Raw genomic sequence first — 26,421 nt, forward strand, 5'->3', positions numbered from 1 at the left:
AAAAGGATGGTTAACAAATTTGCTTTTGCTTATCAACCAATAAACGATACACAACAATGAAACATTACCCATTCGTTTTATTCTATCTTTTTTGCAACGTTTTTATTTATGCGTTTCAAGGAAGTTTTTGGGTATATCTGGCCTGTTTTCTTGCTTTTTCTGCTGTTATCATTTGGGGATCTTTCGATATAGGACTTGGCTATTTTGTCAACAGCATTACTCATAAACGCACAAAAATCAAAGAGGTGGCACTTACTTTTGATGATGGTCCCACTGAGTTTACGCCTCAATTTCTGGATCTTTTGAGGGAGCACCGGGTAAAGGCAACCTTCTTTTGTATCGGAAAACAAATCGAAAAATATCCTGAAACCTTCCAGAGAATTATTGCTGACGGACATACAGTCGGAAATCATACTTTATCTCATTCTCATTCCACAGGCTTTTTATCTACAGCTAAAATGACGGAAGAAATAAAGCAATGTGATGAAGTAATACAGCGGTATGGCAATATAACTACTCCATTATACCGTCCTCCTTTCGGGGTTACCAATCCTAATATTGCCAAAGCCATTAAGAACACTCGTAAAAAAAGCATTGGCTGGAATGTGCGTTCTCTGGATACCATCATCAATGATGAACGGAAAATCTACAGAAAAGTCACCAGAAACCTGAAAAAAGGAAGTATCATCCTTCTTCATGATACTTCGGAAAAAACATATCGTGTCCTGGTAGATTTATTAGTATTTTTGGAGGATAAAAAGTATTCAACATTCACCGTTGATTCCATTACAAATTCAAAGAAAAAATGATTAAAAATATTGCTTTAGGAGCATTTTTATTGGTATCAGGGTTCTTTTTCGCCCAAAATACAGCAATGAGCGGAGCGGAGGCGAAGGCTTTCGTAACAAAAGTTTCTTCTGAAACAAAGGAAATCAAAACGCTGCAAAGTGACTTTACCCAAACGAAAAAAATGGATTTCCTGGATAAAAGTATTGTTACCCACGGGAAAATGTCATTACAAACTCCTAATATGTTGAGCTGGAGGTACACAAAACCTTATCAGTACAGTATTGTTTTTAAAAATAACAAAATTTTCATCAATGACCAGGGAAAAAAATCTTCAGTAGATGCCAAAAGCAAAACCTTTGAAAAGATCAATAAGCTTATCGTAGGAAGTTCAAACGGCACCATGTTCAATGACCCGGAGTTTACCGTAACTTACTTCAAAAGCGGAAATTACAATATTGCCAGGTTTATTCCGAAAACAAGCCAGCTCCTGAAATATATCAAACAGGTTGAGCTTTATTTTCCAAAAAACCAATCTACGGTTTCCCAGGTTAATATGACAGAAGCCTCCGGGGATACTACCAATATTGTTTTCAAAAACACCAAGATCAATGCTTCAATTCCTGCGTCAGAATTTAGTTTATAGCAGTCTTATTTTAGTATTGGCTACTTCCTGCAAAACATATACACTTGCTGATGTAAAGCCTGTTTCAACAGCTGAAAAAGTAGTGGAGAATCTGTATTTCTCTTCTAACGGGGATTATGTGTATAAATGCCAGATTGATATTTATAAAAATCATGTAAGCGGTATCCTGATCATCAAAAAACTGAATGAAACCACTCACCGGGTGGTATTGACGTCAGACTTCGGAAATAAACTGATTGATTTTGAAATTGCAGATAATGACTTCAAACTCAATTACGTGCTTCCCGACCTGGATAAAAAGATTGTTATCAACTTCCTTAAAAATGATTTCCGGCAACTTTTAAGGAAGCAATATCCTGTGAGTGAAAGCTTTGTGAACGACCATTCCAGAATCTATCTTTCCAGAATTGACAACAAAAGCTATTATTTATTCTTTAACAAGGACAACGGCCTGCTGAAACAGATCATCTACACCCGAAATAGCAGGGAAAAAATCGATTTTACTTTTGAGGCAAAAAAACCTATCTTCGCGGACAGTTTAAACCTTCATCACAAGGATTTTAAGATTAATATAAAACTAGTTCAAATAACCGAAACTGAATAATCTATACACATGAAAAAATTATTCCTCCTTTTAATTCTACTGATCTCCGGACTGTCTTTTGCACAGGTAACTTTTAATCCCGGAATAAGATTGGGAGCTAATATTTCCCATTTTTCCAATGGACCGGCTTATGATTATTGGTATTATAATGACAACCAGGGTTACCATTATGGAAGTAATGTATTTGACGTACAGTCAAAGGTCGATTTTTATATAGGCTTCCAGGCGAATATCCGATTTGCTAAATTCTATGCTCTTCAGCCTGAAATCTACTATACCCGCCAGGGAGCAAAATATGAAAGCCAAAATCCGGCAGTAGCTTCCAAAACAGTAACGGTTTCTTATGTGGGAGCAGCAGTAGTGAATAAATTTTATTTTAACCAGTTTAATATCCACTTTGGTCCGACTTTGGAACTCCTTAGTGACCACAAAAATATTCAGTCACCTTCTTCGGCAGATTTAGGAGTATTGCTGGGAGCAGGGTATGACATTACAAAAAATATTGGAGTAGAAGCCAGAATTAAAAAAGGCTTTGTACACATCACCAGCGAACATACGAATGTAACCTTCCAGGCAGGAGTTTATTATACGTTCAATCTTAAAAAATAAGATCATGCAAACCATTCTTACAGACTTTTACACTTTAGAATCTCACGAAAAAACAGACGATGGCATTTTTATTGCCCATATCCGGTTAAATAAAGATCATGATATTTTTAAAGGTCACTTTCCGGGAAATCCGGTAACTCCGGGAGTCTGTATGATGCAGATTGTGAAAGAACTCACTGAAGAATTTACAGGGGCAAAATTATTTTTAAAAACAGCTTCAAATGTTAAGTTTATGGCAATTATCAACCCGTTTGAAACCCCTGACCTGAAGCTCCAGCTTGATATTTCCGAAAACGGAGAAGATGTTAAAGTGAAGAATACCACTTCATTTGGCGAGACTATTGCATTAAAAATGTCAGTAAGCTATAAAAAATAATGTCATGAAACTTATCTTATCATTCGTAGCAGCTTTTCTTTTTTTCTTCCAGTCTGACCTTGAAACGCTAAGAAGCAGCTATGCTAAAGCCAACGATTCCAGTACCAACACGCAAAGCTTTATTGATGCAGCAGAAAAGCAGCCCGGTTCTGATCCTGTTACCCTGGGCTATAAAGCGGCTGCAAAAATCATGGAAGCGAAGGTTACCAAAGGAAACAGAAAAGCACTGGTAAAAACAGGAGCTACAAGCCTTGAAAGTATTATCAAAAGCAATCCGAATAATGCGGAACTGCGACTGATCAGACTGAGTGTTCAGGAAAATATTCCGAAAATAGTAGGATACAGGGGAAGCATGAAAGATGATAAGGCATTTCTTCTGAACAATTACAACAAACAGAATGCAGCGTTAAAAAACTATATCAAAAGGTTTGCGATGCAATCTAAAACCATTACAGAGGCGGAAAGAGCCACTTTAAAATAAAACCATGTCCTTTGCTGAAGTACAGAATGCAATTTCTGAAAAGAAGATCTGCGTTGTAATCCCTACCTATAATAACGAAAAAACTCTGAAAAGAGTCATTGACGGTGTTTTAGACTATACCGAAAGTATTATTGTGGTTAACGACGGTTCTACCGATTCCACTCCGCATATTCTTTCACAATATCCTCACATTACAGTTATTAGCCTTCCTGAAAACAAAGGCAAAGGAAACGGCTTAGAAACGGGCTTCAGAAAAGCAAAGGAATCAGGATATGATTATGCAATCACCATTGATTCAGACGGGCAGCATTATCCGGATGATATCCCTGTATTTGTAAAAGCCTTGATAGAGGAAAAAGAGGATGTCCTCTTGATAGGAAACAGAAATATGTCCCAGGATGGCATTCCTAAAAAAAGCAGCTTCGGAAACCGTTTTTCCAATTTCTGGTTCTGGTTTGAAACCGGAATCAGACTGGAAGATACTCAATCCGGCTACAGGCTTTATCCTCTCCGCAAAATCCCGAAGAAATTCTTTACACCTAAATTTGAATTTGAAATCGAAATTATTGTAAGGACAGCCTGGAGGCATGTTCCTGTAAAGAATGTTCCCATAAAAGTTTTGTATGATCCCGCAGAAAGGGTTTCCCATTTCAGGCCCTTCAAAGATTTCACAAGGATCAGTATTCTGAATACAATTCTGGTGACTATCACTTTATTTTATATTATTCCGAGAAATTTTGTGAATAATTTCAAAAAAAAAAGCTTTAAAAGATTCATAAAAGAAGATGTGCTGGAAAGTGACGGAAGCAACCGTACAAAGGCCTTTTCTATTGCATTGGGGGTCTTTATCGGGCTTTCTCCGTTTTGGGGTTTTCAAACACTGCTTGTCATCAGTCTATCCGTCCTTTTTAAATTGAATAAAGTCCTTGCATTTGTAGCTTCCAATATAAGTCTTCCTCCTTTCATTCCTTTCATCATTGCAGCTTCTTTATTCCTGGGCGGTCCTTTTGTAGAGGGTGAAAGTAATGTTCTCAGCCAAGACCTGAATTTTGACCTTATCAGGAATAACCTGCTTCAGTATGTGATTGGTAGTTTTATCCTGAGCACTACAGTATCATGTCTTACAGGTGTAGCCACTTTTTTGTTTCTGAACAAACTGACCCCGGAGAATAATTAATCTTTACAAAACATTTCCGTCAATCTTCGTTTACTTTTTCAACAATGGTAAGTCTACTTTACAATGAACTGAACCAGATCTTTTAAAAACTGCTCATCCACCTTACCTTTGATTTCATAATCCTTTGGGGAAGGTGTTCCGGAAACCGGAATAAACAAGTGACTCAAATCAGGGTAAAATCTGAATACGGCATTTTTATCATTTTTCAACTCGTTTTTCCAAAGGTTAAAGTCCTTTTCTGTTACCTGGTAATCTTTACCTCCTTGTGCAAAAAACATCGGGGCTTTTATTTTCTTAACTTCATCCAATTGATGATATTCTTTTAAATATTTCCAGTATGCGGCAGATTGCCCCATCGGAAGATCTGAAGCCTGTGAATTTAAGTTGAATTGTGACGAATTTAAAAAGGCAACCTGCTTTTTTATATCCTGAACAGCTTCGGCGGAAACTTTAGTGGGATCAATGCGGTGGATGTACTCAAACTGTTCAACCAATAAGTCCTGTAAAGGTCTTGCATTTCCCGCCATGAAAATATATTTTGAAGCTTGTGCACGCGCTGCAATCTTTGGCATCATATAAGCTCCCTGACTATGCCCCAGCAGGATAATCTGATATCCCTGGTAATCCTTGTTACTTTTGAAATAAAGAGCAGCATTTACGGCGTCATTTACTGTCTCCTGCTCTGCTGTAGACTGTTCATTAAAAGTCTCCGGATTGGAATACGTTCTTTTATCATATCTGTAAGAGGCAATTCCATTCGCAAAGAGGTATTCTGCAATATCTTTAAAGGGTTTGTTTTCTCCAACAGTTTCATCCCTGTCAGAAGCTCCGGATCCATGAACAAAAATCACCAGCTTCTTTTTATTATCGGAAGGAGGGATCAGCACTGTTCCATTCAACTCGATATCATCACTTTTTATTCTAAGAGTGGTTTTTTCGTCTCTTTTTTCAAATGTTCTATGGGGAACTAAAAAGAATCCAATCAGTTTATGATCATCTCCAAAAGTCAGTTGAACATCCAGTTTAGATTTTTCAAATTCAGAATAGTAATAATAAAGATTTCCTTCATTGTTGACTTCGAGAATTTTCTTCAGGCTTCCTAGCTGAGTCTGAAGTTGTTCTGTAAGAGATTTAAGCTGATCCACCGGAATTTCATTGGCAACCGAAGAATCAAAAAACGAATGTGCTTTCTCAGCATTTTTGTCAACAAATAAAGTATTGATAAAAGTTTTTCCAATCTCCTTTCTATCCTGGGAGAATGAGAATAATGATGATACAATTAAAAAGAAGGTTACTAGTTTTTTCATAATCAATTATTTATAAACAACATCAGAAAATGACAAAGGGCCCATCATAATGGTCACGAATATAGCAATAATTACCAGGGCCAATTGGGTTGTATGATATACTTTCGTTCTATCGTTTGCACTTATTTCAAAGGTAAATTTAATTTTATCCGGCCTGCTGATAATTCTCCAGACCAGTATAAGAACCACAATATTCAGCAGTACCGGTAAAAAGAGAAATATTTTATGACCATAGTTATCGGGATTATTTCCATAGCTGTGAATCGGTATGGTTTCCGGAACCGAGCCATATACGGTGCATAAGTAAATGGTATAACACAGAAGCACTGCAATAGGAATACAGAACAATAATTTTATATATCTCGGGATCATTTCAACTTCTTTACGGCTTTTTTCAAATATTTCTCAACTTCTCTCTGATCAGGAACCGTTGTAATTTCCTTATTCATTGCTTTTTCAAGCTCACTCTTTGCTTTTGAATATTCTTTCCGGTAAAAATAGTATTTCCCTGCCAGATAATAGACTTTCCAGAAGTCAGGATTTAAGGATTGATAGTAGTTGATAAAAGAATCAGTGAGAATTTCTTTTTTGTGAAGTGCATCATTGAGCTGTACCGTTAAAGTTCTGTACTCTTCGTAATTTTTAAATTCCCCGGAATCAGCAAACGGATCGCGGGCAATATTCAATGTTGATTTTGAAAGATTGTGTCTCAGGAGACCATTGTCAGAAAATATTTCATTGAGGTCATAACATACAAATTCTCCCAGTTGGTAAGGGTTTGATGATACCCAGGCTAATCTTTTCTGGGGAGAAAATATAACGGCATGATGGGCTAAAAGCTGGTTCAGCGCTTTTTCGTTGCCATACCCTATTTTTTTATCCTTCAATCCTGATCTGTCTCTTAAAATAGCCGCCATTTTTTCAGGAGTGAGCTTCTCATCTTTTTCTAAATGCTCCTGAAGCTTTTCATAACGGTATACCGAGTGGCTTTCTTCAATCTGCTTCCGGTTTCTTGGATCATCTTTATAAACATCTGACTGAAAGTGATTGGTGCAAAGAACTTTGTTTGTATTCCGGACTTTATAAACCCCTGTTTTTTTCGGTGAGACTTCAATGATTACAGCATTTTTATCTTCTGCACTTCCTACCAGAATGGATTCTGAAACAAAAACTTTTCTCTTGCGGGCAATGGCAATTGCTTCATCAATATTTTGGGCATATTGTAAAATCTCCCTGGTCACCAAAGAAATCGGCGTTTTGGCCGTCAACGGGATTTTTGATTTTCCGGCATTGATGGTAACCGTTATTCCTTTTTTATTCATACCGGAAACCACGCCGATCATTCCCGGCCAGCTTACAGACATATAAGGAATTCCGTCTTCCGGTTGTACAAACTCTACCAGTTTATTTTTAGCAAAGTCATCGCCTACATAGAAGTCAAAATTTCTCCCGATCAGCAAGTCACCGTCTTCCGTATTTTCGTTCCATACAGCCAGAGAAGTACAGCCTACCATAGCCAAGTCCTGTAAAGCGTGCCCGATATCATGGGCTCCGTGCAGGTAAAGATTTCTTAAATACCTCGGAGCTATAAAATCATACCGGTCAGAAGAATATTGCGATAATCCGTATAGCTCAGTCTGGTAATCTTCCCGGACATTCAGATACATTTTCCTTCCGTACCATTTTAAAAAGCCGTTCAATAATTTCTGTTTGAATCTGGACGGAACAAATGCTTCTATTTTTGAAAAGAAAATTTCTTCCTGTTCCTGCATTAATTTTTGTGTTAATGCACCATTGTTATACCCTAGTTGCAAAGGATTTCCTTTGATATAAAGCTCCCACAGCTGCTGTTTATTTTTAGTCAGAAAATTTTGATTGTAACTAAAAGTCGTGTCATTGATTTGAGTAACTTTTGGGATCTCCAGTGAATATCCGCTTACATCGGGAAGATGATGAATAGACTTTGATATCCCGCATGAAACAGGAATAAAAGCTAAAATAAAGTAAAGAAGCAGCCTCTTGGAAGAAAGGTAAATGGTAATAGTTTTTTTCACGGTTAGTCTTAATTAGGTCATTTGCCTGAGGCGCTTATCAATCTTATCTTTTCCCAAAATTTCAGAGCACGTGTTAAAAGCTCCGATCGTTACTCCCAGAATCCCGTGCATATTTACAGACTGGCCCGTCAAAAAAAGATTATCAATTTTAGTGCGGGGGGAAACCATTGTTTTCAGGGGATTATCTGAGCTTTTCATGTATCCGTACATGTTTCCTTCAAAACTGCCGATGTAATCGCGATAAGACAATGGTGAGGAAGTATATATTTTTTTGATGGAATGCCTGAGGCCGGGAATCTTTTTTTCCAGTGCATTAAGCATTTTTTCAGTTCTGTCCAGCTTAAACTTCTCATACGCTTCTCCTCTTTCATGCTCGTCTGCTACAGTATTGAAAGTATGGCTCCATTCTTTCACCTCATCAAAATCCATATATGAAATGGCTGTCAGGCTTTCAGCAAATTCAGCATGGGTCTTCGAGGGTGTAGATGAAAGCATATACGTTTCCGGCCATGCGTCCTTTTGATAATGAAAGGCATTCCAAACCAGGTCTTCTGATGAATAATGATAGATGTTGTAATTAAAATTCGGAATAGAATGAGGTTTTAATACCAGATAAACACTAAAGCACGAAGAAACCGGCTCCCAGCTCAAAACCCTGTTTAAAAAAGACTTCTTTAATCTTTCTTCTCCAATGAGTTTTATGGTAGAACGAATTTCAATATTAGAAATAAACTGCCGGGCATTGTATACCTTTCCGTCCCGTGTTTTTACCGAAGCAAGCACATTATTTTCATTGAATATAAATTCTGAAACTTCAGCATGTTTGTGGATTTCCGCACCATATTGCCGGAGCTTTCTGATCAGCAGTTTTGAAATCTGGCTTCCTCCTTTTACACATTTGTAAGCACTCTGGATATAAGAATTCACAGTAAGGGCATGTACGTAAAAAGGAATATTCTCAGAATCACCGGCATATAAAAAGTTAGATCCCAGTAATACAGCCTGAAGTTTTCTATTGGGGGTAACCGATTCAATGAACCTTTTGGTATTCAGGTGCAGAATTTCCTCATTATAGCTTTCTCTTCCTACAACATGATATCTTGGAAACTGGCTGCAGACATATTGGATTTCTTCACAATAATTTTCAAGGTTTTCTCTTTCTTCAGGAAAATATCTGGATAATTGCTCTACAAAATTCTGATAGCCTTGTGCATGTGGATATTCAAAGTCCTCTTCTCCAAAAGAAATTCTGTCATATCCGTCTTCATCCATCTTCTGAAGCTCCAGTTCATCCATGATTTCCAGATAGGAAAAGAACCTGTTCAGATTCTGTCCTTTTGAAAGCCCACCTAAATAATGCACACCGGTATCAAAAATCAGTTTATCCCTTGAAAAAGTCTGCAAATTTCCTCCATATTGATTATTTTTCTCCAAAACACAAACCTTTAGACCTTCTTTCGCCAAAACAAGAGCCGAAACAAGGCCTCCCAATCCGCTTCCGATTACAAGTATGTCATATTCTTTCTTCAAAGGAGCATGTGTTTTTTAATTAAGAGTTGAGGAAATTAAGAAGATTCTGAGATTTTATTATGCAAAGAAACCTTATTGGTGTAACAGCATGTAACGATCTTAAATTCCCAATAAGTCTCAATAGTTTTTAGTTTTTTATTAATTTATGTGGTAAAAATAGAAAAATTAATCAACATCATCCCAAAAATCGAAATAATTAAACCATTGTAAAGGATATTTTTTTACCATCGTTTCAAGATTTTGAACATAAGAATTCAAAAGTCCCTGGGAATCGCGGTTTTTAATATTCTGAGCGACTCTGGCATACAGATGATAATGAAGGTTTTCTTCTTTCATCACATACACATACACTACAGGAACTGCCAACCGGGATGCAATGAGAAAAGGTCCGGCCGGAAATTTTGCACTTTTCCCCAAAAGCTCGGCTTCCAGGTATTTTGATCCTTCAAAATAGCGGTCTCCTGTGAAGCAAATCAGCTCATTATTGGATAAAGCCTGATTAATTTCAAAAATATGAGACATATCTTCCTTGACATAGATAAATTTGATATTGCTCTTTTTTACGGCAACACTTTCAAGGTATTCTTTGATCACTGTAACCTCCTGATCTGTAGTCACCAGATTGATCCGGCAATCAAAATCAATATCGGCAAAAAAATGCTCCGCTACTTCAAAATTTCCGATGTGGGCACTGATCAGTACGCCTCCTTTTTTTGCTGCCAGCAGATTTCTGAGGTTCTCAATTCCATCAAATTCATACGTATACTTCTCTCTCAGTCCTGCAGAAATCGCAGTCTTGTCAATCAATACCTTCCCAAAGGTAAAATAGCTTTTAAATATGGAAAATCTGGACTTCCAATATCCGTAATTGAGCCTCTTCCGGAAATAATAAAGAATATGCAGGTTGCTTTTTTTCTGAAATATAAAATAGTAGGCCGCAACAAAATAAAGCACGAAATATGAACTTCTGATCCCGATATTTCTAATACACCAGACAAATATTTGGTACCCCAAAACCGTCCCTTTAGATTTACCTTTCCACTTGTTCATATGTATAATTTACCGATATAACAGTATACCAATGTATCAATACCATTCGGTATGATTAACAGATTGCTATAGCATTACATTGGTCATTTTAATGTATAATTAAGCGTTCTTTTCCGCAATCTTTGTCTCAATCGTCGTATAGAAATCATCAAATGTCACCATTTTTTTAAAATCGGCTTCTCCTAATTTCACCCCGAAATTAGATTCTATCACAACGACCATATCAATATAATCCAGGCTGTCTAAGCCCAGTGTATTTTTAAGATTGGCATCGTTACTGATTTCGTCCCCGTCTACCTCGAATTCATTTACCAAAAAATCATTAACGATGGCAACAATTTTCTCCCTTTCCATGTTTTTTAATCAAATTTTTTAACTATTAGTGCAGAATTGGTTCCCCCAAACCCGAAAGAATTCGACAAAAATACGTCAATTTTTTGATTTTTTGTTTTGGAGACTAAATTTATCTTTTGCGCCTCATTATCAGGGTTTTCCAGATTGATATTAGGAGCAATAAAATCATTCTGCATCATCAGGATAGAGTAAATAACTTCACTTGCCCCCGCCATCCAGCACTCATGTCCCGTCATCGATTTGGTGGAACTTACCGGAACTTCGCTTCCGAAGATCTCATAAATAGCCTTCGCTTCATTGGCATCTCCAATCGGGGTAGAAGTAGCGTGAGCATTAATATAATCAATATCAGAAGCCTGTAACCCGGATTGTTTCAGGGCCCTGTCCATTGCCAAAGCAGGTCCGTCCACGTTCGGAGTTGAAATATGACCACCGTTCGAAGAGAAACCATAGCCTATAATTTCAGCAATGATGGGAACACCTCTCCTTTGAGCAGATTCCAGGCTTTCCACGATCAAAGTGGCAGCTCCTCCACTTGGGATTAAGCCGTCTCTTCCGGCATCGAAAGGTCTTGAGGCTTTTGCCGGCTCATCTTCTCGCACGGAGAAAACTCCTAAGCCATCAAAACTTGCCATAGAATATTTGTTGGTTTCCTGGGCGCCTCCGCAGATAATCATATCCTGGAAACCATTTTTTATCATCATATAGGCAAGGCCCAAAGAATGTGATCCGCTGGCACATGCCGCACTGATGGTAAGATTGATCCCTTTCAGCTTAAAAATAGTGGAAAGGTTCATCGTCACCGTTGAGTTCATTGATTTAAAGATCGCGCCCGACCCCATCAATGTAGTATCTTTCTTTTCCCTTGCAATATCGATAGATTCTACTACCGCCTGGGAAACACTGTCATTTCCGTATAAAATTCCCACTTCATGGGTGTCCAGAAAAGTTTCATCAAGATTGGCCTGTTTCAGGGCATCCATTGTTGCAAGATAAGCATACTCACTCTCCTCTCCCATACTGACACGCTGACGCCTGTTAAGAAGGTTTTTCAGGTCCGGTTTGGGAACTACTCCGGTAAGTCCCGATCTGAATCCGAATTCTTTTCTTTCTTTGTCTAAAACAATTCCTGATTTTCCTTGATATAGGGATTCCCTGACCTCTTCTAAAGACGTCCCGATGCAGGAATAAATTCCCATTCCGGTAATTACAACCCTATTTTCCATATGTTCCTATTGAATTTAGCAATGTATCATCTGGTAAGTAGCCCTATCTGTTGAGATTAATCAACATCGGCACACTGGTACATTGGTATATTGTTATATTATTTATGAGTAAATCCCTCCGTTAATATTAATTACTTCTCCGGTAATGTATGAAGATTTCTTAGAAGCTAAAAATGCTACTAAATCTGCGACTTCTTCTGCTTCTCCAAACCTGTTGGCAGGAATCATTGCCTTCAGTTCGTCCTCATTAAAATCCTGGGTCATATCTGTTTTAATAAAACCGGGAGCAACAGCATTTACCGTAACGTTTCTTTTAGCTACTTCCTGGGCAAGGGCTTTAGTGGCTCCTACCAGAGCTCCTTTGGCAGCTGAATAGTTCGTCTGGCCGGCAGTTCCTTTTACTCCGGAAACAGAGACCATATTGATGATCCGTCCATATTTATTACGGAGAAGTTTCTGAATAAAGAAATGGGTTACATTGAAAAATCCGTTAAGACTTGTATTGACTACGCTGTTCCAGTCCTCTTTCTGCATCCACATAAATAAGCCGTCCCTGGTAATACCTGCGTTATTGACTATAACTTCTACTACAGCATCGGCATTTCTTTCCTGCCATGCAGTAAGAACATCTTTTGTTTCCTCAGCATTCCCCACATCAAACTTAAGTATTTCTCCTGTAGCCCCAGTTCTTCCACTCTGGACAGGGTTTCTTTTGCTGCGGCTTCATTAGAAGCGTAGTTGATCAGTATATGATAGTTGTTATCTTCAGCCAGTTTTATACAGATTGCTCTTCCGATACCTCTGGAGCCTCCTGTTACGATTGCACATTTCATGCGTTAGTGTTTATGTTGTTGTTAGTTTTTTTAAGTTAGCTTTATTTGCAAAGACAATTAATCTCATTCAGAAATTACACGGTCTTCAAATATTTCTTTACTTCTTCCAGATAGGGATACATCACCATATCATCAGAGAAAGCAGGAATAATTTTTCTGATTTCATCATATAGCTCCTTTGTAGAAGATGAAACCTTATCCTGAAAATCAAGATATTCAATAGCCTGAACGATTGTAATTGCTTCAATTGCCAATACTTCGAAGGCATTTTCAATCACTTTTCTGCAGATAACCGCAGCATTTGTTCCCATACTTACGATATCCTGGTTATCGTTATTATTAGGAATACTGTGAACATACATGGAATTCGACAGCATCTGGCTTTCTGCCGTAGTAGATGTTGCTGTAAACTGGACTCCCTGCATCCCGAAATTGAAACCTAATTTACCTAAATTTACAAAAGGAGGCAAGATTTCATTGATTTTAGCATTTAAAAGATAATTTAATTGTCTCTCCGCAAGCATTGTCAGCTTGGTTACCACAATCTTAAGCTTGTCCATTTCCAGAGAAATATAATCTCCATGGAAATTTCCTCCATGGTAAACATGTTGGTCTTCTACATTGATAATCGGATTATCATTGGCAGAGTTAATTTCATTTTCAAGAACTTTCTCCGTATACTCCAATGTATCCAGTACAGGTCCCAAAATCTGCGGAACACAACGTAAAGAATAATATTCCTGAACTTTTTCTTTAAATACTTTTTCCTGTTCCTCAAAGTGAGTGTAAAGATGATCTGCTCTTTTTCTGATCAGCTTGCTGTCTGCCAGATGCGCCCTCATTTTTTCTGCAACTTTCTGTTGCCCGTAGTGTTTCTTGGTTCCGTTTAAAACTTCTGATAAATGATCGTCATAAGCCTGGACAATCTCATTGATTGCGCAGGACAGTTTAATGGAAATATCTGTTAACTGATTGGCTTTATAAGCATTCACAATACCAATTCCTGACATTACGGAAGTCCCGTTCATTAAGGCAAGGCCTTCTCTGATTTCAACTTTGATAGGCTCCAATCCTTCCAATTGAAAAACTTCAGGGGTTGATTTTCTTTCTCCTTTATAAAAAACTTCTCCTTCTCCGATCAGCACCAGAGCCAGGTGAGCCAGCTGAACCAGGTCTCCACTTGCTCCTACTCCTCCATGTTCAAAAATTAAGGGAACAATATCCCTGTTGATCAGCTCTTTAAGAAGATAAATAACAGACTCATGCACTCCTGAATTCCCTAAAGACAGCGTATTCAATCTTGCCAGCATACAGGCTTTCACTTCCTGTGCAGGTAAAGGATTGCCGATTCCTGAAGAGTGGCTTCTGATCAGGTTGTATTGAAGCTGATGGGTATCTTCGTCACTGATCTTGAATTGGGCCATCGGCCCAAAACCGGTATTCACACCATATATTACTTTATTTTTTGAAAATTCCTTTAAAAACTGAAAACTTGCATTCACTCTTGATAAAAGTGATTCATTCAGTTCGATTTTCTCATTCCCAATGATAATTTTTTGAAAGTCTTTCAGTCCTAAAAAGTTATTTATTTTCATTAATCAAAAGTAATAGTTGATAATTTTGTAAAATATTAATTATTTGTCACTAATTTTGCGGCAAAGATAGAAGTTATTATTAAAATAAAAAATCAAAGATGAGCAAAGAATTTGTTGACGTTCTCGTAATCGGAGCCGGGCCTTCGGGATGCGTATCTTCTTCATATCTAAAGAAGAATAATGTCAACGTAAAAGTTGTCGAAAAGGCAAAATTCCCCAGACTTGTTGTTGGGGAAAGCTTAATTCCAAGAGTAATGGACCACTTTGATGAAGCAGGACTTTTTCCGGCATTGGACAAGATGGGCTTTGAAAAAAAACTAGGAGCACGTTTTCTCCGCGGCGATGAAGTCTGCATTTTTGATTTCAGTAATAAGTTCGGCGAAGGATGGGATTGGACCTGGCAGGTTCCCAGGGCTGATTTTGACAATACACTGGCACAGGAAGTCATTAATAAAGGAATCGATCTTGAATTTGAGACAGAAGTTATTGATATCAGGTTTGACGGAACAGATTCTGTGACCACCGTTAAAAATAAAAATGGGGAAACCAAAGAAATCCATGCCAAATTTGTAATTGACTCAAGTGGCTATGGAAGAGTTCTTCCCAGACTGCTAGACCTGGAAAAACCTTCAAAACTCTCTCCACATTCCGCTATCTTTTCTCATGTAAAAGACATCAACAGAGAAGAAGGAGAAGAGGGAACTTTAATTTCTTTTGATATCATTGAAACGGAAGTATGGCTTTGGGTTATTCCTTTTTCCAATGGGAATACCAGCCTGGGAATTGTAGGCCCTACTGATTATATTGATAAGCTGTCCACCAATGGTGATACTGCTGAAGCCTTAAGAAAAGCCATTTCCCTTTCAGATTATTATGTAAAACGCTTTGGTGATGTAGAATTTTTGTTTGAGCCAAGACACCTGAAAGATTATTCATGTTCTGTAAAAAAATTATTTGGGGACGGATTTGCCCTAACCGGGAATGCTTCTGAATTCCTTGACCCTGTTTTCTCATCGGGAATGGCTTTCGCTACGGAATCAGGGATGCTTGCTGCAAAACTGGCTTTAAGACAATTAAATGGTGAGAAAATTAACTGGCAAACGGAATATACCGATTATATTCTATATGGCGTGGATGTTTTCACTACCTATGTAAAGGAGTGGTACACCGGAAATCTTCAGGAATTATTCTTCCACCAGCCGGAAAATCCGGATGTAAAGAAAAAAATATGTGCTGTATTGGCAGGCTATGTCTGGAATAAAGATAATCCTTTTGTAAAAAAGCATGATACAGTGATTAAAAATCTTGCTAACCTGATCAAATCAGAAAAACAGGAGCAGCAAAGTCAACAATAAAAAAAACGGTCTGAAATTCAGGCCGTTTTTTTATGCTTCTGTTCATTTATCTTAAATCAATAAAAGTAATGGGTTTTCTGCTATTGGGATTGAAAACAACCTTGGAAAGAATATCAAAGTCCACCATTTCAATTTTCGGGCTCACTCTCAGCTTGGCACGGAAATGATCCCTTACTTCATTTACAAAAACTTCACTTTCTTCTTCCGTACTCAATTTGATGATAATCTCATCAAGCCCTATTTCATTAGACCGGATCACAATCTGATAACATAAGATAGTATTGAAATCGTTCAGAATATCATTCATTGCCGGTGGATACAATGTGGTACCCTTATATTTGATCATTTGCTGCTTCCTTCCAATCACGGGGCCGAGCCTCATTGTATTTCTTCCACATTCGCAAGGTTCGTAGTGTGCTTTTACAATGTCCCCGGTTTTAAACCTCAATAAAGGAAGAGCTTCTACTCCCAGCGTGGTGACGGTTAATTCTCCACTCTCTCCTTCTTTTACAGGATTACCTTCATCATCCAAAATTTCTGTGATAATAAGCTCGGGATGATGATGCCCCCCTACCTGATATTCACATTCCGTAAAGGCTGTACTCATTTCAGTGGATGCATAGGTTGAGAACAATCTGATGTCCCATTTTTCTTTGATCTTCTGTGAAAGGATATTATCAGTAAAGTCCTGGTTTTTGATGCTTTCTCCTATACAAACAGCTCCGTATACACTTGAATTTTTATAGTCGATACCATGCTTTTCTGCATAATCAATCATTTTTAGCAGAAAGGAAGGAACTGTGATTAAATATTTGGGCTTATATCTGAAAATGGAGTCCCATTGCAGCTCAGGAATCCCCGGTCCCATCCTGACAACACTGGCTCCCATTTTTCTTAAACCTAAAAAATAAGCAAGCCCTGCCATAAACCTCTTATCTATGGTTGTAATCATCTGTACAACATCTCCTTTTCGGATACCGGCACAAGCAAAGGATATGGCTTCATTATAGGCCAGTCTTTCAAGATCATTATCAGATAATCCAAAAGTAACAGGATCGCCCAACGTTCCGGAAGTAGTACTATAATCTACAATTTTATCCGGTGGAATACAGAAAAAATCGTGGTTGTTCTGCTGCAGATCATTTTTAGTAGTCGTAGGTATTTTCTGCAGATCTTCCAATGTTCTGATTTCTTCAATATTGATTTTGTTTTCTTTGAACAGCTGCTGATAAAACGGAGAATGAGTATCAAGATAGATCAACAGTTCGCGGAGCTTTTCCTCCTGAAAACGTTTGATTTCCTGAATGCCGGATTTTTCGATGGGTGGATAGAATTCCAATGGTGTTTATTTTTAAAGGACAAATTTATCTAAAATTAAAGGATTGAAGTAGTAAAAGATGAAAAGATACTCTTCTTTGTTTATTTATCTCTGAAAGGTAAAAGTTTGTACATTGGTATTCCCTGCTGTATTGATGGTGGTAACTTTTAAGGTATGCAAACCTGAACCTTTCGGGCATTTTTCATCAAAAATATATACAAAATCATTCTTCACCCTGGCGAAACGAAGCCATTTGCCGTCCAGTTCCGCCCGGAATGAAGTGATGTCCCCCACTTTTGTACTGCCTTTCAACCGTAAGGAACTGCTATTGACAACGGATCCTTCCTTCCAGCCCGAAAGAACATACGGCAAAGTATTATCCAAAACCAATCTGACGGTTCCCAGCCTGTTAAACTGTCCTTCCACCCAATCACCATTCCATTTTCCTTTTACGGCATCCGTATCGCTTCCATAATCAAACAAAACGACTATTTTTTCTTTTTCTTCCCTGCTTAATTTCTTATTGGGTTTAATTTTTATCGTATAATTATCATGAACGGGAATATAAGGACTATGTAAAACAACCGTATTGGAGATCACATTAATATCGGATACCTGTTCTTCATAGGCATTAAAATTGACAGCGTCATAAAACGCATTTTTACTGAAACTGATCTCAGAATTCTGTGTAGTGATTATTTTGGATTCATTGGGTTGCACCATATTCCCTGTCGGGTTAATTTTATTTACTGGTGTGCCAAGCTGGACTTTTGTTGTTAACCGGCTTGTATTTCCTTTAACATCTTTTAAAATAATTTCAATCTGATGAACCTCATTATCCTGAAGGTTAATAATCCCAGATAAACCTGGATTACTATAGTTCTGCAATCTCGTTCCCGGCAAGACTGACAGATGTTGAATACTTATTTTATCTCTGGAAAATTTAGTATAATCAATACATCCGTTCTCATAACGGGTGTCACCATAACTCACTTTATCAATAGAAAAACTATAGATTGATTTACCATCCATTATTAATTCCGCCTGATAAACTCCAAGATTGAATCCCTTATTCGCCTTATCCACAGCTTTGATTGCAAAACTTATCAGAGGTGAATTGACTCTGACCACATCAGCAGTATAAGCATTTCCTGCTTTTTTAACAGCAACACTGTTTGCTCCCGGCTCATAGGTACTGAACCTCCGGTCATACCAATACAGCCCGCTGATAATCGGGGCAACATTATCAGGAATCGCAAAGCCAAAGAGCAAGGGATTAAGACATTCTTCCGTTTTTGTATCCCGGATTTCAAAATGCAGATGTGGACCTGCTGATCCGCCGGTATTTCCGCTCAAAGCAATGAGCTGGCCTTTTGTAACCGGAAATTGTCCTGGCTGAAAGGTGATATCCTGTTCCCATTTTTCGTCTTTATATTGTCTTTCTTTTACATACGCGTCAAGTTGATCAAAATATTTGTTCAGATGAGCATAAACAGTTGTATATCCATTGGGATGGGTAATGTATATTGCATTTCCAAAGCCGTATCGTTCCACTTTTATTCTGCTTACATAGCCATCTGCTGCTGCAAGTACAGACAGGTTTTCCTGACTGTTAGTCCGAAGGTCCAGTCCCATATGGAAATGATTGGTTCTTACTGTCCCGAAATTGGCAGCCAGCTGCATGGGAATATTCAGTGGATTGCGGAAATAATTTTGGGGATAGTTATTTTGGGCTTGTGTGATGATTGTATAGATAAAACAGGTCGCAATCATCAGTTTAGAGAAGATTTTCATACAGCATTTGGGTTTAGTTCTTAAATATATGAGATTTCAAGCAATGATCGTGCTATATTGCTTTAGCTGGTTTTATTTTTCCCACAGATCAAACAGATTTTCATAGATGGTTATGGATAAATCTGCGAAATCTGTTTGAGCTGCGAGAAATTATATTTAAGTTTGAGCTAAAGCCAATGGATTGGTTTAATTTTAAGAGGGCTAAAGCCCACTTCTATTGAATAAACAGGCTTCTAAAGCTATTAAAACCTATATTGAAAATCCACTTATTTATCATCATCATTCACTTTTTCCTCTTCTTTTTACTTATATTTCTGAAATTGAACTTTTTAATAGAAATTACCTAAATAAAACATATATTATAAACCGACAAAAATCACTAAATTTGCAGACTTAATTAATCAACGATATTGAGATCTATACAATGAGCCAATTTAAAGAATACAAAAACCTCAACCTTATTGACGTAGCAGAGAATGTAGCAGAATTTTGGAAACAAAATAAAACTTTCAATAAAAGTGTTGAGATCCGTCAGGGAAATCCTGAGTTTGTTTTTTATGAGGGTCCGCCTTCAGCAAACGGTATGCCTGGAATTCACCACGTAATGGCAAGAGCATTAAAGGATATTTTTTGTCGTTTCCAGACTCAGAACGGAAAGCAGGTTTTCCGTAAAGCGGGTTGGGATACACATGGACTTCCTGTTGAGCTTGGAGTGGAAAAAGAATTAGGAATCACCAAGGAAGATATTGGCAAAAAAATCTCTATTGAAGACTATAACAAAGCTTGTCGTGAAGCGGTAATGCGTTATACTGACGTATGGAATAACCTTACTGAAAAAATCGGATATTGGGTAGATCTTGATGATCCGTATATCACGTACAAGTCAAAATACATGGAAACCGTCTGGTGGCTGTTGAAGCAATTATACGACAAAAATTTGTTGTATAAAGGCTACACCATCCAGCCTTATTCTCCAAAAGCGGGAACAGGACTTTCTTCCCATGAACTGAACCAGCCTGGAACCTATCGTGATGTTTCCGATACAACGGTTGTAGCTCAGTTTAAAGTGAAAAAAGATTCTTCCGTTTTGTTTAACGATGTTGACGGAGACGTTCATATCCTTGCATGGACAACCACTCCATGGACGCTACCATCCAATACAGCGCTTACCGTGGGAAGAGATATCGAATATGTATTGGTTAAAACATTCAACCAATACACCTTTGAACCGGTAACAGTTGTATTATCCAGCGTTCTTTTACCTAAAGTATTCGGTAAGAAATATGCGGAAGGCACTGATGAAGATTTTGCCAGCTATACTCCGGAAACCAAAGTAATTCCATACAGGATTTTAAAAGAGTTTACCGGAGAAAAACTTGTTGACACAAGATATGAGCAATTGGTTCCTTGGTTTACACCAAACGATAATCCTGAAAATGCATTCAGAGTGATCTTAGGTGATTTTGTAACTACTGAGGATGGTACAGGTATTGTGCATACAGCTCCTACTTTTGGTGCTGATGATGCTAGAGTTGCTAAAATGGCTCAGCCTGAGATCCCGCCCATGTTGGTAAAAGATGAAAATGACAATCTTGTTCCATTGGTAGATTTACAGGGTAAATTCATTCAGGGAGAAAATGTCCCTAAAGTATTTTCAGGAAAATATATCAAAAATGAATACTACGATGAAGGAACTGCTCCTGAAAAATCCTGGGATGTAGAACTTGCAATCTTGTTGAAAACAGAGAACAAAGCCTTCAAAGTAGAAAAATATGTTCACTCTTATCCACACTGCTGGAGAACAGATAAGCCTGTATTGTACTATCCGCTGGATTCCTGGTTTGTAAAAATGACTGCTGTAAAGGACAGACTGGTTAACTTAAACAAAGAAATCAACTGGAAGCCTAAAGCGACAGGTGAGGGACGTTTTGCCAACTGGCTGGAAAATGTAAATGACTGGAACTTATCCCGTTCAAGATATTGGGGAATTCCGTTACCAATCTGGAGAACGGATGACCTGAAAGAAGAAAAGATCATAGGTTCTGTAGAGGAGCTTTACAACGAAATTGAAAAGTCCGTTGCAGCAGGATACATGAAAGAAAACCCGTTCAAAGGTTTCATTATCGGAAATATGTCTGAATCTAACTATGAGCTGGTTGATCTTCACAAAAATGTAGTAGACAAAGTAATTCTTGTTTCCGATTCAGGAAAAGCAATGAAGCGTGAAAGCGATCTGATTGACGTTTGGTTCGATTCAGGTTCTATGCCATATGCTCAGTTGCACTATCCTTTTGAAAATAAAGAGTTAATCGACAACAATAAAGCATTCCCGGCTGACTTCATCGCAGAGGGTGTAGACCAGACCCGTGGCTGGTTCTATACATTACACGCTATCGGTACAGCTGTTTTTGATTCTGTTGCTTATAAAAATGTAATGAGTAACGGTCTTGTTCTGGATAAAAACGGACAAAAAATGTCAAAACGTTTAGGAAATGCGGTAGATCCGTTCGAAACACTATCTGTTTACGGACCTGATGCCACCCGTTGGTATATGATCTCTAATGCCAACCCATGGGAAAACCTGAAGTTTGACATTGAAGGAATTGATGAGGTGAGAAGAAAGTTCTTCGGAACCCTTTATAACACCTATTCATTCTTTGCATTGTATGCCAACGTTGATGGGTTCAACTATTCAGAGAAAGAAATAGAAAATCGTCCTGAAATTGACAGATGGATACTTTCTGAGCTGAACTTATTAATCAAAGAAGTAAAAGCATTCTATGAAGATTACGAACCAACAAGAGTTGCCAGGGCCATCAGCACATTTGTGAATGATAACCTGAGTAACTGGTATGTAAGATTGTGCAGAAGACGTTTCTGGAAAGGAGATTATTCGGATGATAAGATCTCTGCGTACCAGACTTTGTACACCTGTCTTGAAGTAGTGGCTAAATTATCCGCCCCTATTGCGCCGTTCTTTATGGATCAGTTGTATCAGGATTTAAATAAAGTGACAGGTAAGGAAAATTGTGAGTCTGTACATCTTACCGACTTCCCGGTAGCTGATGAAAGTTTAATCGATCAGGATCTGGTTGAAAAAACCCACCTGGCACAGAATATCACCAGTATGGTTTTCTCTCTCAGAAAGAAAGAAAACGTAAAGGTACGTCAGCCCCTGCAAAAAGTATTGATTCCTGTACTGGATGCTAAAACGGAAGCACAGATTCTTGCTATGGCAGACCTTATCAAACAGGAAGTAAATGTTAAAGAATTACAATTGATCAATGCGGAGGAAGCCGCTCACTTAATTGTAAAACAAATAAAGCCTAATTTCAAAGCTCTGGGTCCTAAACTAGGAAAGGATATGAAGGTAGTAGGAACTGAGATCAGCAATCTTACCCCAGAACAGATTACCGTTCTTGAAAAAGAAGGAAAGCTAGATATCCAGGGATATGAGATCACCCTTGATGATGTGGAAATTTCTACAAAAGACATCCCGGGATGGACGGTAACTACTGATGGAAAAACAACTGTGGCATTAGATTTGACGTTAACAGATGAGTTAAAATCTGAAGGTATTGCAAGAGAATTTATTAACAGAGTTCAAAACCTGAGAAAAGATAAAGATTTTGAGCTGACAGACAGAATTACAATCTTCCTTGAAGAAAATTCACCATTCATGGAAGATATTAAGAAAAATGAGGAATATATTTCTTCTGAAGTCTTGTCAAATAAAATAGAAATTGTATCTTCACTTTTAAATTTTAACGAAATCGAGATAGATGAGGTTAATTTTAAGATAAATATTGAAAAAAATTAACATGTAGTTATTGTATTTCAAATTCCATTTCATAATTTTATTAAAAAAGAGAAAGAATATGTCAGACGAAAGAGTTAGATACAGCGATGCTGATTTGCAGGAATTTAAAGCAGTTATTAAAGAAAAAATAGAAAAAGCAGAAAAAGATCTTCAACTGATCAGAGAAAGTTTCATCAATGATCAAAATAATGGTACAGATGATACTTCTCCTACCTTCAAAGCTTTTGAAGAAGGCGCAGAAACCTTGAGTAAGGAGCAGAATTCTATTTTGGCAGGAAGACAGGAAAAATTCGTGCGTGACCTTAAGAATGCTTTAATCAGAATCGAAAATAAAACGTATGGTGTCTGCAGAGTAACAGGAAAACTGATTCCTAAGGAAAGATTATTAGCTGTTCCTCATGCCACGTTGAGCATCGAAGCGAAAAATATGCAGAAATAGCCGAAAGATTTGTAAAATAATATTGGGTTTATATCGTATTCATGGATACTTTATAAACCTAATTTTTAATGTATACCCATGAACGAAGTATTAATTTTGGTGATCATTGTGGCGGCAGCGTTGGCTTTTTTCAACAGGGAATGGATCAGAAGCAGATTTTTCCCGAAAAAACACACTTACTACACCATTGATGATCAGTTTAACTCTGATAAACGCGAACGGGAGAAGGAAATCGACAAGCTATTGGGTAAGATGGGCAAAAACGGAGTCAATGACCTGTCTGCAAAAGACAGAAAAAGACTTGAAGAATTGTCTAAAATGTAACAATTAAATATAAGAAATGGAATCTATCATAGTACATCCGAAAAATTCTATGGAGCTCAACGCATTGAAAAGCGTTTTGAAAGAAATGAACATCAAGTTTGAAAAGGCTCATGCTAAAAGTTCCTTTAACGGACAAAAAGTAATCAAGAAAGCCAGCGACAATAAAAATGGTAAAGCGTCTACAAAACCCTCTAAACCTAAAGGACAGTAATGAAAAAGATTTTAGCGATAACATTTTTAGTATTATTGATTGACCAGGCTTCAAAAATTTATATTAAAACGCATTTCAACCTGGATGACAGTGTTTCTGTTTTTCCGGGATTTAAGCTCACCTTTGTGGAAAATCCGGGAATGGCTTACGGCCTTCATTTCGGAGGGGTTATCGGAAAATACTTTCTGGTCATCTTAAGACTTTTTCTGATCGGAGGAATGGTTTACATGTTCAGAAAATGGTTGCAGCAAGGCGCTTCCAACTACCTTTTAATTCCAATGTCCATTATTTTTGCAGGAGCAATAGGAAACATTATTGACGGAATGTTCTACGGGATGATCTTCGACAGCGGAACGGTATATGATCCAAGCATAGACCGATGGATCGGCTATGGCGGTATTTCCAAATTTGTTCCGTTCGGACAAGGGTATTCCACCTTCATGAAAGGCTGTGTAGTAGATATGCTTCACTTCCCGCTGGTAGACTGGTATGTTCCTGATAACTGGCCTATCATCGGAGGTAAACATCTTGAATTCTTTAAATATATTTTCAATGTAGCAGACTCTGCTATTACCGTAGGTGCTGCTTTATTACTTATTTTCAGAAAAAAAGCATTCCCGAACGGTCTTGAATTTTAAGAAATATTGAATGAAAAGAATATTCCTAAATATTTTAAAAATTTTCCTGCTTCTTTTTGTAGCAGGAATTATTTTTATTGCCTGGGCTAATTATAGCATTAAAAAAGAAAGCGAGACCTCTGTATCCTATAACATCGCCGATGTTCCTGAAACTAAAACGGCCCTGTTATTGGGAACCGGAAAAACGTTAAATAACGGGATGCCCAACGCCTATTTTTATAATAGAATTAAAGCGGCTGCAGATTTGTACAAGAGTGGAAAAGTAAAATACATCATTGTAAGTGGTGATAACAGCACTAAGGATTATAATGAACCTGAAGACATGCAGCTTGCATTGATCCAACAAGATGTTCCTCAAGATAAGATTATTTTGGATCATGCCGGATTCAGGACGCTGGATTCTGTAGTAAGAGCTAAAGATATCTTTGGGCAAACCAAATTGGTGATTATCTCTCAGAAATTCCATAACGAAAGAGCCGTTTTTTTAGCCCAACAAAATGGAATAGATGCATTCGGGTATAATGCAGAAGATGTGAATAAATATGCAGGGTTAAAAACCAATTTAAGGGAATACCTTGCCAAAGCCAAGGTGTATTGGGATCTTATCTTTGGTGTACAACCTAAGTTTGGTGGTAATAAGATTATAATTCCTTAATTTTTTTGACTGCAGATGATACGGATTTTACAGATGTCCGGAAAAGATTGATCGTTTTTGCTATGTTTTAGCTAAAGCCAATGAAAAAGGTTCTGTATGATGAGGTGGAAAGCTCACCCTATTGATGCAGCTATTGAAATTTAGTCCATAATCTTTTGATCTTTTCAATCATTATTACCATCAAACCTCGTAAATTTGCAATTCATTAATTTTTAAAATATAAATTGTAAACAAATGTCAAGAATTCTTACCGGCATTCAAGCCACCGGAACTCCCCATCTTGGAAATTTACTTGGGGCGATTATTCCTGCTATTGAATTATCCAAGCAGGAAGGAAATGAATCATTTTTATTTATTGCAAATCTTCACACTCTTACCCAGATTAAGGATGCGCAGACTTTAAGACAAAATACCTACGAAATTGCTGCGGCTTGGCTTGCTTGTGGGTTAGATACCGAAAAAACATATTTTTACAGACAAAGTGATATTCCTGAAACCTGTGAACTATCTTGGCATTTATCATGTTTTTTTCCTTATCAAAGATTAACATTGGCTCACTCATTTAAGGATAAGGCAGACCGTCTTCAGGATGTGAACGCCGGTTTGTTTACCTATCCTATTTTGATGGCTGCCGACATTTTATTGTATGACGCAGAGATTGTCCCTGTAGGAAAAGATCAGCTTCAGCACCTGGAATTTGCCAGGGATGTTGCCTCAAGATTCAACAATCAGATGGGAGAGATTCTTGTGCTGCCACAATCTGAGCTTCAGGAAGACACGAAGTATGTTCCGGGAACAGATGGCCAGAAAATGTCAAAATCAAGAGGGAATATCATCAATATTTTCTTACCGGAGAAAGAGCTTAAAAAACAGGTTATGAGTATTGAAACCGATTCCAGGTCTCTGGAAGAACCAAAAGATCCGGAAACAGACAAGGTGTTTGCTATTTATCAGCTGATTGCTACACCGGAGCAAACTGAGGAATTAAGGGCTAAATATCTTGCGGGGAACTTTGGATACGGTCATGCTAAAAAAGAATTGCTGGACCTTATCCTGGTACGTTTTGCTAAAGAAAGGGAAACGTTCGACTATTATATGAACAACCTTGACGAACTGGAAGCAAAACTACAGCAAGGCGCTGAAAAAACAAGACCTATTGCTCATGAAACTTTAAAAAGAGTAAGAACAAGCTTAGGGTTTTAATTCCAAGCTTCAGTTTCAACTATAAGAAATCGGCGG

25 protein-coding genes and 1 pseudogene are annotated in these 26,421 nt (G+C 37.7%); 15 read left to right on the forward strand and 11 right to left on the reverse strand.

Going from position 1 to position 26,421, the window contains the following annotated elements; all coding sequences use genetic code 11:
- The first annotated feature begins 56 nt into the window (after positions 1-56).
- Genes OK18_RS06200 through OK18_RS06230 form a run of 7 tightly spaced genes read left to right on the forward strand, consistent with a single transcriptional unit; the run spans position 57 to position 4,679 of the window.
- Complete coding sequence (locus OK18_RS06200; RefSeq protein WP_050019742.1) at positions 57-809, forward strand: polysaccharide deacetylase family protein; 753 nt, start codon at positions 57-59, stop codon at positions 807-809.
- Positions 806-1,432: a LolA family protein gene (locus OK18_RS06205; protein WP_050019743.1), complete on the forward strand. Its 627-nt coding sequence runs from the start codon at positions 806-808 to the stop codon at positions 1,430-1,432. Before OK18_RS06200 ends, OK18_RS06205 begins: the two co-directional genes overlap by 4 nt.
- Positions 1,398-2,036, forward strand: a complete 639-nt coding sequence (locus tag OK18_RS06210; protein WP_053327461.1) for a hypothetical protein — start codon at positions 1,398-1,400, stop codon at positions 2,034-2,036. The genes OK18_RS06205 and OK18_RS06210 overlap by 35 nt, the downstream gene beginning before the upstream one ends.
- Before the next feature lie 9 nt (positions 2,037-2,045).
- On the forward strand, positions 2,046-2,645 hold the full coding sequence (locus OK18_RS06215; RefSeq protein WP_053327462.1) for an outer membrane beta-barrel protein: 600 nt from the start codon (positions 2,046-2,048) through the stop codon (positions 2,643-2,645).
- A gap of 4 nt (positions 2,646-2,649) precedes the next feature.
- A complete protein-coding gene (locus OK18_RS06220; RefSeq protein ID WP_082129150.1) occupies positions 2,650-3,021 on the forward strand; it encodes a hotdog family protein in 372 nt (123 codons plus the stop codon).
- Between the two features lie 4 nt (positions 3,022-3,025).
- Positions 3,026-3,502: a hypothetical protein gene (locus OK18_RS06225; RefSeq protein WP_050019745.1), complete on the forward strand. Its 477-nt coding sequence runs from the start codon at positions 3,026-3,028 to the stop codon at positions 3,500-3,502.
- Between the two features lie 4 nt (positions 3,503-3,506).
- On the forward strand, positions 3,507-4,679 hold the full coding sequence (locus tag OK18_RS06230) for a DUF2062 domain-containing protein (RefSeq protein WP_053327463.1): 1,173 nt from the start codon (positions 3,507-3,509) through the stop codon (positions 4,677-4,679).
- Between the two features lie 53 nt (positions 4,680-4,732).
- Here the strand turns inward: OK18_RS06230 and OK18_RS06235 are convergent, their stop codons facing one another.
- The 9 genes and pseudogenes from OK18_RS06235 to OK18_RS06275 form a co-directional block, all read right to left on the reverse strand.
- A complete protein-coding gene (locus tag OK18_RS06235) occupies positions 4,733-5,986 on the reverse strand; it encodes an alpha/beta hydrolase (protein ID WP_228377703.1) in 1,254 nt (417 codons plus the stop codon).
- A gap of 6 nt (positions 5,987-5,992) precedes the next feature.
- Positions 5,993-6,358, reverse strand: a complete 366-nt coding sequence (locus tag OK18_RS06240) for a DUF1648 domain-containing protein (RefSeq protein WP_053327465.1) — start codon at positions 6,356-6,358, stop codon at positions 5,993-5,995.
- Positions 6,355-8,040, reverse strand: coding sequence for a C45 family autoproteolytic acyltransferase/hydolase (locus OK18_RS06245; protein WP_082129151.1), 1,686 nt, complete (start codon positions 8,038-8,040; stop codon positions 6,355-6,357). Before OK18_RS06245 ends, OK18_RS06240 begins: the two co-directional genes overlap by 4 nt.
- A gap of 12 nt (positions 8,041-8,052) precedes the next feature.
- Positions 8,053-9,570 carry a phytoene desaturase family protein gene (locus OK18_RS06250; RefSeq protein ID WP_053327466.1) on the reverse strand — a complete coding sequence of 506 codons (1,518 nt, stop codon included), beginning with the start codon at positions 9,568-9,570 and terminating at the stop codon, positions 8,053-8,055.
- 165 nt (positions 9,571-9,735) lie between these two features.
- Positions 9,736-10,620: an LpxL/LpxP family acyltransferase gene (locus OK18_RS06255; RefSeq protein ID WP_053327467.1), complete on the reverse strand. Its 885-nt coding sequence runs from the start codon at positions 10,618-10,620 to the stop codon at positions 9,736-9,738.
- A gap of 99 nt (positions 10,621-10,719) precedes the next feature.
- The gene (locus OK18_RS06260; RefSeq protein WP_053327468.1) at positions 10,720-10,974 is read right to left on the reverse strand and encodes an acyl carrier protein; all 255 of its coding nucleotides are present in this window, start codon (positions 10,972-10,974) and stop codon (positions 10,720-10,722) included.
- 5 nt (positions 10,975-10,979) lie between these two features.
- Positions 10,980-12,200: a beta-ketoacyl-[acyl-carrier-protein] synthase family protein gene (locus OK18_RS06265; RefSeq protein WP_050019749.1), complete on the reverse strand. Its 1,221-nt coding sequence runs from the start codon at positions 12,198-12,200 to the stop codon at positions 10,980-10,982.
- A gap of 102 nt (positions 12,201-12,302) precedes the next feature.
- Positions 12,303-13,033 (reverse strand): annotated as a pseudogene (gene fabG / locus OK18_RS06270) (3-oxoacyl-ACP reductase FabG).
- Between the two features lie 74 nt (positions 13,034-13,107).
- Positions 13,108-14,628: an HAL/PAL/TAL family ammonia-lyase gene (locus OK18_RS06275; RefSeq protein ID WP_050019751.1), complete on the reverse strand. Its 1,521-nt coding sequence runs from the start codon at positions 14,626-14,628 to the stop codon at positions 13,108-13,110.
- A 98-nt stretch (positions 14,629-14,726) separates the two neighbouring features.
- Between OK18_RS06275 and OK18_RS06280 the strand changes: the two genes are divergently transcribed.
- The gene (locus OK18_RS06280) at positions 14,727-15,983 is read left to right on the forward strand and encodes an NAD(P)/FAD-dependent oxidoreductase (RefSeq protein WP_053327469.1); all 1,257 of its coding nucleotides are present in this window, start codon (positions 14,727-14,729) and stop codon (positions 15,981-15,983) included.
- 46 nt (positions 15,984-16,029) lie between these two features.
- On the opposite strand, the gene OK18_RS06285 is transcribed toward OK18_RS06280, so the two are convergent.
- Complete coding sequence (locus tag OK18_RS06285) at positions 16,030-17,322, reverse strand: phenylacetate--CoA ligase family protein (protein ID WP_053327470.1); 1,293 nt, start codon at positions 17,320-17,322, stop codon at positions 16,030-16,032.
- 84 nt (positions 17,323-17,406) lie between these two features.
- Entirely contained in the window at positions 17,407-19,095 is a 1,689-nt protein-coding gene (locus OK18_RS21890) for a M23 family metallopeptidase (protein ID WP_053327471.1), read from the reverse strand.
- Between the two features lie 424 nt (positions 19,096-19,519).
- Between OK18_RS21890 and ileS the strand changes: the two genes are divergently transcribed.
- The 7 genes from ileS to trpS all read left to right on the forward strand — a co-directional run bounded on the left by ileS (position 19,520) and on the right by trpS (position 26,385).
- Positions 19,520-22,915 carry an isoleucine--tRNA ligase gene (gene ileS, locus OK18_RS06295; RefSeq protein WP_053327472.1) on the forward strand — a complete coding sequence of 1,132 codons (3,396 nt, stop codon included), beginning with the start codon at positions 19,520-19,522 and terminating at the stop codon, positions 22,913-22,915.
- A gap of 58 nt (positions 22,916-22,973) precedes the next feature.
- The gene (locus OK18_RS06300) at positions 22,974-23,354 is read left to right on the forward strand and encodes a TraR/DksA family transcriptional regulator (protein ID WP_050019754.1); all 381 of its coding nucleotides are present in this window, start codon (positions 22,974-22,976) and stop codon (positions 23,352-23,354) included.
- 78 nt (positions 23,355-23,432) lie between these two features.
- A complete protein-coding gene (locus OK18_RS06305; RefSeq protein WP_050019755.1) occupies positions 23,433-23,678 on the forward strand; it encodes a DUF6576 domain-containing protein in 246 nt (81 codons plus the stop codon).
- A gap of 16 nt (positions 23,679-23,694) precedes the next feature.
- Complete coding sequence (locus OK18_RS06310) at positions 23,695-23,889, forward strand: DUF2683 family protein (RefSeq protein WP_053327473.1); 195 nt, start codon at positions 23,695-23,697, stop codon at positions 23,887-23,889.
- Positions 23,889-24,527 (forward strand): lipoprotein signal peptidase, encoded by a 639-nt coding sequence (locus OK18_RS06315; RefSeq protein ID WP_050019757.1) that lies wholly within the window; start codon positions 23,889-23,891, stop codon positions 24,525-24,527. The genes OK18_RS06310 and OK18_RS06315 overlap by 1 nt, the downstream gene beginning before the upstream one ends.
- Positions 24,528-24,537: 10 nt before the next feature.
- Entirely contained in the window at positions 24,538-25,182 is a 645-nt protein-coding gene (locus OK18_RS06320; protein WP_053327474.1) for a SanA/YdcF family protein, read from the forward strand.
- 234 nt (positions 25,183-25,416) lie between these two features.
- Positions 25,417-26,385 (forward strand): tryptophan--tRNA ligase, encoded by a 969-nt coding sequence (gene trpS, locus OK18_RS06325; protein WP_050019758.1) that lies wholly within the window; start codon positions 25,417-25,419, stop codon positions 26,383-26,385.
- Positions 26,386-26,421: the final 36 nt, after the last annotated feature.

This window comes from Chryseobacterium gallinarum, from assembly GCF_001021975.1.
GTDB classification, from domain to species: domain Bacteria; phylum Bacteroidota; class Bacteroidia; order Flavobacteriales; family Weeksellaceae; genus Chryseobacterium; species Chryseobacterium gallinarum.